We start from the raw sequence: 7,931 nt of genomic DNA on the forward strand, positions 1-7,931 counted from the left end.
GTGAGCCACATCCCGCTCGCGCCGCGCGATTCCCGCCTCGTGCACGGCCAGGTCGAGGTGATCCCGCCCGACCCTGTCGATGGTTCCGTGGATGGCCTCGCCCCGTGACTGGGTGATCTCGACTGCCGTACGCCTTCGGCAAAGGTCTCGCAGCATGTATCCAAAACCGAGCCGGGAGGCCAGGTTGTCTGGAGCCGCGGGGCTCGCGAGGCTGCTCTGCAACTGGGCGCGCATGAGAACGATGCCCGAGATCGCTGCGAACGGAATCAAGCAGTAGCTTGACGGCCCCCCGATTCGGTTGACGGATGCCCAGTCGCGACCCAGCGTGATGAAGTGCACGTCGAGGCTGCGGCGATCTCCCAGAAGCAACCGCACCGGGAGGTCGCTGCCGAGCGTGTCTGTCGCGATGGCAACGAGCCGGTCACGCAAACCCAGGCGAGCGAGACGCAGCCTCTCCTCTTCGACCCGAAGCCCGACGTCATCGGCCTCCAGCTCGGCCTCGAGTTGGCTCTCGAGGTCGTCGAACAGGTTGTCCCAGCGCATGTGCAGAACGTAGGACATCCGAGCGGGATGCTCGCGAGTTTTCCACAGCCCCGAATCGGGGGCGTGGACTATTCCTCAGATGCGTGGTTGAGTCACCCTGACCCCCAAAGAGGGGTAGACCCCGTTCGCGCTCCTCCCCCGCCCAGGAGATCCCATGCCCCGAGCCTCCGCCGCTGCGCTTCCCGAGCGATTGCCCAGCAAGATCATCCGCCAGCCGTTCGAACCCGAGTCATTCTTTGGCCACCAGCCGACGACGACGGCTTCGCTGCCCGACCCGCAGCCCCTGCTCGAGAACCTCACGCGCTGCGTTGTCGAAATCTTGGCTGGCGCGCGCGATCTACAGCAGATCGCCCGTTGGGTCACCGACGATGTCTACCGCAACCTCGTTAAGCGCGTCGTGCTCTCTGACCGCGCTCGCAGGGCGCGCGGCGCCCAGGTGAGCCGCCCCACGTTTTCCATCGGCAGCGTCGTGGTTGATGAACCGCGTGACGGGGTGGTCGAAGCCGTCGTCATCGTGCACGGTCGAGCGCGAAGCAGGGCCGTGGCGATCAGGCTCGAGGGCCTCGACTCTCGCTGGAGAGCCACAGCCATCAACGTTCTTTAGGCACGAACCGCTAGTCGCCAGCAGAAAGCGCAAGAAAAAAGGAAGGCCGGCCCCAAAGGGACCGGCCTTCTTTAGTCTGGCTCTCGCGAGCGCGCTACTTCTTCTTGCCCTGCGCCCTGCGCTGTGCCCGGTTCACGGGAGTCGGCGCTGCGGTCGGCTGCTGCCCGAAAGCACCACGCTGCGCGGGCTGAGCCGCAGCGGCAGCAGGCTGCCCCTGCTGCGCCGCCGCGGCGACGGTCTGCTGCTGCGCACGCTGGGCACGAGCCGTCGAGGCCTTGTCAATCTGGCCGCGCTGGTTGCGCACCTCCACCTCGCCGCCATTGTCGGCACTCGGAGCTGAATAACTGAGGTTTTGCGCCGGTGTGGACTCGACCGAAAGACCCTTGGCCGCGACAACGGGAGCAGACGCGGTGGCCCCAGCAGGAGTCACCTCAACCTCAAGGTTGAAGAGGAACCCGACAGCCTCTTCGCGAATCTGCCCCATCATCGTCTGGAACAGGGCGTAACCCTCGCGCTGGTACTCAACGAGCGGGTCGCGCTGGGCCATCGCGCGAAGGCCGATGCCGTCCTTCAGATAATCCATCTCATAGAGGTGGTCGCGCCAGCGGCGGTCGATGACCGAAAGCACTACGCGGCGCTCAAGCTCACGCATCGCGGCAGACCCCAGGGTCGCTTCGCGCTTCTCATAGGCAAGCTTGGCATCCGAGAGGATTTCGTTGCGGAGCAGATCGTGCGTGACCTTGCCCCGGGCTCCCGCCTCGGCGATTACCTCGTCGGGCGTGATCGACACGGGGTAAAGCGTGCGGAGCTCAGCCCACATGGCGTCGAAGTCCCAGTCATCAGCGTGGCCCTCAGACGTGTGCGCGTCGATGACGTCGCCGACAACATCCTCAAGAAAGTGCTGTGCACGCTCGTGCAGGTCGTCGCCCTCAAGAATGCGGCGACGGTCGGCGTAAATGGCCTCGCGCTGGCGATTGAGAACGTCGTCGTACTTGAGCACGTTTTTGCGAATCTCGGCGTTGCGACCCTCGACCTGTGCCTGGGCGCTGCGGATGGCGCGGCTCACGATCTTTGACTCGATCGCGATGTCGTCTGGCACGTTGCCACGACCCATGAGCGACTCGGCGGCGGCAGAGTTAAACAGCCGCATGAGGTCGTCGGTGAGCGAGAGGTAGAACCGGCTTTCGCCGGGGTCACCCTGTCGTCCGGAGCGACCGCGCAGCTGGTTGTCGATGCGTCGGGACTCGTGGCGCTCTGTGCCGAGCACATAGAGGCCGCCGACCTCGATGACCTTCTCCGCCTCGTGCTTGACCTCGGCCTGAACGCGGGCGTACACGTCGTCCCAAGCCGATTCGTATTCTTCTGGCGTGTCGACCGGGCTCAGTCCGCGCTGGTTCATCTCGGCCACGGCCAGGAACTCGGCGTTACCACCGAGCATGATGTCGGTGCCTCGCCCTGCCATGTTCGTCGCGACGGTGACGGAGCCGAGACGGCCCGCCTGGGCAACGATCGCTGCCTCTCGCGCATGGTTCTTGGCGTTGAGCACCTCGTGCTTGACGCCGCGCTTGGCGAGCAGCTTGGAGAGGTACTCACTCTTTTCGACGCTGGTCGTACCCACAAGAACCGGCTGGCCCTTTGCGTGGCGGCCGACGATGTCTTCTGCGACCTGTTCGAACTTGATCTGCTCGTTCTTGTAAACAAGGTCCGACTGATCGATGCGCTGCATGGGACGGTTGGTCGGAATCGCGACGACACCGAGCTTGTACGTGCTCATGAACTCGGCGGCCTCTGTTTCGGCCGTACCGGTCATGCCCGAGAGCTTCTTGTAGAGGCGGAAGTAGTTCTGCAGCGTGACCGTGGCGAGGGTCTGGTTCTCGGCCTTGACCGCGACGCCCTCTTTGGCCTCGATTGCCTGGTGGATTCCCTCGTTGTAGCGGCGCCCCATCAGGATGCGGCCCGTGTGCTCGTCGACGATGAGAACCTCACCGTTCATGACGACGTAGTCCTTGTCCTTCTTGAACAGGGCTGCTGCCTTGATCGAGTTGTTGAGGAACGAGATCAGCGGGGTATTCGCCGACTCATAGAGGTTGTCGATGCCGAGGTAGTCTTCGACCTTCTCGATGCCGGGCTCAAGCACGCCAACCGTGCGCTTCTTCTCGTCCACCTCGTAGTCGACGCCGGGCACGAGGCGCTTGGCCAGGCCCGCGAACTCGGTGAACCAGCGGTTGGCCTCTCCGGACGACGGCCCGGAGATGATGAGCGGGGTGCGGGCCTCGTCGATGAGGATCGAGTCGACCTCGTCAACAATGGCGAACTGATGACCGCGCTGCACCATGTCTGAGGCCTGCCACGCCATGTTGTCGCGAAGGTAGTCGAACCCGAACTCGTTGTTCGTGCCGTAGGTGATGTCTGCTTCGTACTGCTCGCGCCGCTCTGCGGGGCTCTGCCCGCTCACGATGCAGCCGGTAGTCATTCCCAGAGCGCGGAAGATGCGGCCCATGAGTTCTGACTGGTAGCTCGCCAGGTAGTCGTTGACCGTGATCACGTGAACACCGCGCGAGGGGATCGCGTTGAGGTAGGCCGCGAGTGTTGCCACAAGGGTCTTTCCTTCACCGGTCTTCATCTCAGCGATGTTGCCGAGGTGAAGCGCTGCCCCACCCATCAGCTGAACATCGAAGTGGCGCATGCCGACGGTGCGCTTAGCAGCCTCGCGGACCGCGGCGAACGCCTCCGGCAGCAGGTCGTCGAGCGACTCGCCGTTGGAGTAGCGCTCTCGCAGCTCAACGGTCTCGTTGCGAAGCTCGTCGTCGCTCAGCTCCGTGAAGTCATCTTCGAGGTTGTTAATTGCGGAGGCATAGCGCTGCAGCCTGCGCATCGTGCGTCCTTCACCGACGCGAAGGACACGCTCTAGAACATTGGCCACCGAAAGCTCCTCAAAGTTTGGTCGGGTCGTGCCGGCCCCCGCCGACCTCCGCGGTGCACCGATGCAGTCGCGAGCGTGCTCGGGCACAGCACCGTCAAGCGTAGCAATCCTAGCTGTCGCCCCGATGAGAGTTCGCTAACACGCGTTGCTGAGGTCACGAGCGCGCAGCCTGAACACAGCGGAGGAGGAGCGCCGACGCGCCCCTCCTCCGGTGTTACCGCGCTTGTCTAGCGACGGGCGCTACGTGCTCCTGTCGCCTCTCGCGCGGCGGCATCATCGAGACCGATGACGCCGTAGTCCCATCCCTTTCGGCGATAGACAACGCTGGGGCGGTCATTCTCCGCATCGATAAAGAGGTAGAAGTCGTGCCCGACCAACTCCATGTTGTAGAGCGCGTCTTCGACCGTCATGGTCATCGAGGGGAACAGCTTCTTGCGGATGACGACGGGGCTCCAGTCGTCCTCGCCGGGCTCGGGGGCAGGCTGCACGGGGATCGAGCCCGTTGTCACCTGTTCGATCTGTTCCGGACTAGCCGGGGTTATGTCAACAACACTGAATCCACCGGTGGACGCCTCGTGAAGCGAAACGGGGCGATGCTGACCGCGATGCACCTTCTTGCGGTCTTTGGCCCGTCGTATTCGCTCGAGAATTTTGTCGAGGGCAATATCGAAGGCGACGTACTTGTCGGTTCCTTCCGCCTCGGCCCGCACGAGAGGCCCTGGCCCGATGAGCATGAGTTCGACCCGATCTTCTCCGGATGACGAATTCTTCTCGTTGTGCCGACTGACCTTGATCTCAAAAGCGATGGCCTTGGGCGCGAGGTGTGAAACCTTCTCCGCCTTCTCGGTCGCGTAGTCACGAAAGCGATCCGTGATATCCACATTGCGTCCGTAGATGGAAATTTCCATGCCGTCCTCCTGGTTCTCTTTCGACGCGCAATTCGCGAAACCAGGCGAGCTTGCGCGCCTCTTTTGTTCACCGTAGTGCTGGCTGCTGGAGATGTCACGAGAACTTTCGCGACACCCTCCGAATATGGTGAAAGCTATTAGCCAACCTGCCTCACGAGCGGCGTGTCCGCCACTACGGCGGCAGCGATCACGTACCCTCCGGCCTCTCTAATCGCCCGCGCAGCATCGAGGATCGTCGCCCCCGTTGTCACAACGTCGTCCACGATGAGCACCCTCCTTCCGGCGAGGTCGGCGACGGCAACAAAGGCCCCGCCGGCGTTGTATCTGCGGCCTTGGCGTCCCAGAGACTTTTGACTCACGCCGCCGTCTCGTTGCGCGAGCACGGCGCGCGGGTGAAAGCCGAAGCCGAGTCGGCACAGCACGGAAACCGGCGAGTATCCCCGTGCGCTAAACGACGCCCTTCGGGATGGCACGCCACACACGAGAACCGGCGATTCGCCCTGCGGGTTGGCCAGCAGAGCCGCCTCCGCAGCCGCGGCGAGCGCGGGCGCAAGGTAGCGCGCGGCATCCGTTCTTCCGTTCTCTTTGAGCCCGATGATGCACTGGCGCACGACACCCTCGTAGCGGAGCGCCGACACGATGATCGTGCCGTCCTCAAGGACGCGCGTCCGGGGCTCCGGCGCCAGCCGCGAGCGGCATTGACCGCAGACGGAACGATCGGGAGCCCCGCATCCCGTGCAGGCGACCGGCAGAACCAACGCAACCGCGTCGTGCACGGCCTCGAGAACGCGAGCAAGCATCCGCCGATGGTGGCAGTCGAAGACCCACTCCCCCTGGCGCCCGCGTCAGGGTCGGGACTGCCGACTCGGGCCGGCGGTGGGGAGGAAGCTCGCTTACCGCTGCGTTGCGATGAACGAACCCTCCACCTGGGTGCTTTGCCATCCACTCGGCCGACGCACCGACACGATGCCGTCGGCACCGATTATGCGAAGTCCGCTCTCGCCGTTGGCTCCTACGATTCCCACGGCAGCATCCGCCGAGCCCAGCGACGATCTGAACCCGCCCACCTGGTAGGACTGCACGGCGGATCGCGCTCCGGAGTCGACGAGCGTAGCGACGGTGGTCTCGTCGATCCAGGCGAGGCCGACCGCGGTGCCGCTCTCCTCCACCGCGTCGAGGATGGGCACACCCAGTGAGAGGGGTGCTTGGCCGTTTGCCGTGTCGCGAATGATGGCCGCAACGATAAGACGTGGACCGCCGTTGGATTTGAGCAGGATCGCGAGCCGCGAGCCATCGCGCGAAACCTCGATGCCGACGACCTCGCCATCAACCGGAAGGTTAGAGGTAAAGGCAAACTGCTCACCATCGAAGCCGAGGACCTGAAGCGTAGCCGTCGAACCGCGCTGAGCAGACCACACGTACCCATAGCCGTCGAGTGACGGTGCAACGAGGTCGGTGCGTGAATCGACGAGCGTCGGCGAACCCTGCCGTCTGACCACAGAAACCCCATCCACGCCGAGCACCGCAGCGACGGATTCACTCGAGCCCAGTGTTGCTGCCCGGGGCGCAAGGGCAACAACCCGGTCGCTCAGCCCATCGATCTCGGTGACGGTGCCGTTCGCGAAGTATCCGAACACGCCGTCGTGAAGCATGAGCGGCCTGCTATCGACCTGAAGCCTCGCCTGCGGCAGGCCTCTGACGGGCTCTCCCACCGGCAGCTCGCTGCCATTGACCGACATAACGACGGATGAAATGCTCGACACCCGGCCCAGGCTCGCCTCCAATTGCAGGCGCATGAGCTGACGCTGCGCCTCGGATGCCGCCAAAGCCTCAGGGGTGAGGTCGATCAGCGCAGATTGGCCGTCGACGGCCACCCGCTTGGGCGAGCTGAGCTGCGTGCCCTCAGGGAATGAGGTCGTTGCCGCGCCCTGCAACCACGGTGGGGGGCCGGCCAGCACGGCCGAGACCACCCGGGTTGCCGCCGTGCCCACGGGGAACCACCGCAGATCGGGAACAAGGTAGTTGCCCCCGGTGTCGAGAAAATAGAGAACCTGGCGGCTGAAGGCGTTCTGGAATGAGCCCAGCGTGAGCACGATTCCATTCGGAGCCGAGCTGATGCGCCATTGGCCATCTTCTTGCACGAACTCGTAGTGCAGCGTTGCCGGTGCCGGGGTGAACGATCGGTAGGCCCCGGCAGCATCGACGGAGGCACTCGGCGTGAGCACGAAGTCCATCGCCGTGGCCGTTACTGGCACGAACCTGGAGGCGCCGGTGTGCAGAAGAACGCTCTCGCGCGGGTCCCAGTCGTTCACGAATTCCGAACTCAAGAACTGGCGCGCGACGTCGTAGTCACCCGAACTCTTGAACGCGTTGATGAAGCCCCTCAGGATCTCTTCGACGCTATCGTCCTCTCCGGGTCCATCGACGATGTACTCGATGCCTCCCGGATCTTTTTGGCTCACCTCGTCGCCCACGAACACCGCTCCGGCGCGCGGGATACCAACGCACGCCGACAGCACCGGCGCGGCCACCAGCAGGACTACTGCAGAAGCGATCACCCTGCGCAGGGTCGAGAGTGAGGCCGAGCGCTTATCCAGCATCCTGAACCTCCTCAACAGCCGAGGCCGCATCCGCTTCGTCATCCCTGTCTTCGGGAGTCAGGGACAGCGGCGATTCGCCGGGAGCGGCGCCGGGGATGCGGGGCAACGTCACTCTGAACACCGTGCCCGATCCGGGCTCAGACCACACCTCGATGACACCGCCATGCAGTCCCGCATCTTCGAGGGCAATGGCGAGGCCAAGACCTGTGCCGCCGATCGTGCGCTGCCGCGATGCATCCGCTCTCCAAAACCGCTCGAATACATGGTCGAGCTGATCGGCCGTCATGCCGATTCCGTGATCGCGAACGGTGAAGCCGATTGCGGTGGCATTGCTGTCGATCGTGACGACGATG

At 64.1% G+C, this 7,931-nt stretch carries 7 protein-coding genes; 1 reads left to right on the forward strand and 6 read right to left on the reverse strand.

Going from position 1 to position 7,931, the window contains the following annotated elements:
• Positions 1–561, reverse strand: a 561-nt coding sequence (locus AC062T_RS12955) for a hypothetical protein (RefSeq protein ID WP_476030661.1), incomplete at its 3' end; no start/stop codon positions are given.
• 136 nt (positions 562–697) lie between these two features.
• On the opposite strand from AC062T_RS12955, the gene AC062T_RS12960 reads away from it, so the two are divergent.
• Positions 698–1,147, forward strand: a complete 450-nt coding sequence (locus AC062T_RS12960) for an Rv3235 family protein (protein WP_233245603.1) — start codon at positions 698–700, stop codon at positions 1,145–1,147.
• Positions 1,148–1,241: 94 nt separating this feature from the next.
• Here AC062T_RS12960 and secA read toward each other — a convergent pair whose 3' ends face one another.
• The 5 genes from secA to AC062T_RS12985 form a co-directional block, all read right to left on the reverse strand.
• The gene (secA, locus tag AC062T_RS12965) at positions 1,242–4,070 is read right to left on the reverse strand and encodes a preprotein translocase subunit SecA (protein ID WP_476030664.1); all 2,829 of its coding nucleotides are present in this window, start codon (positions 4,068–4,070) and stop codon (positions 1,242–1,244) included.
• 227 nt (positions 4,071–4,297) lie between these two features.
• Positions 4,298–4,978: a ribosome hibernation-promoting factor, HPF/YfiA family gene (gene hpf, locus AC062T_RS12970; protein ID WP_476030666.1), complete on the reverse strand. Its 681-nt coding sequence runs from the start codon at positions 4,976–4,978 to the stop codon at positions 4,298–4,300.
• Positions 4,979–5,115: 137 nt separating this feature from the next.
• Positions 5,116–5,778 carry a ComF family protein gene (locus AC062T_RS12975; RefSeq protein ID WP_476030668.1) on the reverse strand — a complete coding sequence of 221 codons (663 nt, stop codon included), beginning with the start codon at positions 5,776–5,778 and terminating at the stop codon, positions 5,116–5,118.
• 93 nt (positions 5,779–5,871) lie between these two features.
• A complete protein-coding gene (locus AC062T_RS12980; RefSeq protein ID WP_476030670.1) occupies positions 5,872–7,578 on the reverse strand; it encodes an LpqB family beta-propeller domain-containing protein in 1,707 nt (568 codons plus the stop codon).
• Positions 7,568–7,931, reverse strand: a 364-nt coding sequence (locus AC062T_RS12985; protein WP_476030672.1) for an ATP-binding protein, incomplete at its 5' end; no start/stop codon positions are given. The genes AC062T_RS12980 and AC062T_RS12985, both read right to left, overlap by 11 nt.

Source organism: Homoserinimonas sp. (assembly GCF_056262345.1).

Coding starts and splice junctions, on each gene's coding strand:
- hpf (WP_476030666.1), bottom strand. CDS start 4,978: ATGGAAATTTCCATCTACGGACGCAATGTGGATATCACGGATCGCTTT.
- AC062T_RS12980 (WP_476030670.1), bottom strand. CDS start 7,578: ATGCTGGATAAGCGCTCGGCCTCACTCTCGACCCTGCGCAGGGTGATC.
- AC062T_RS12960 (WP_233245603.1), top strand. CDS start 698: ATGCCCCGAGCCTCCGCCGCTGCGCTTCCCGAGCGATTGCCCAGCAAG.
- AC062T_RS12975 (WP_476030668.1), bottom strand. CDS start 5,778: ATGCTTGCTCGCGTTCTCGAGGCCGTGCACGACGCGGTTGCGTTGGTT.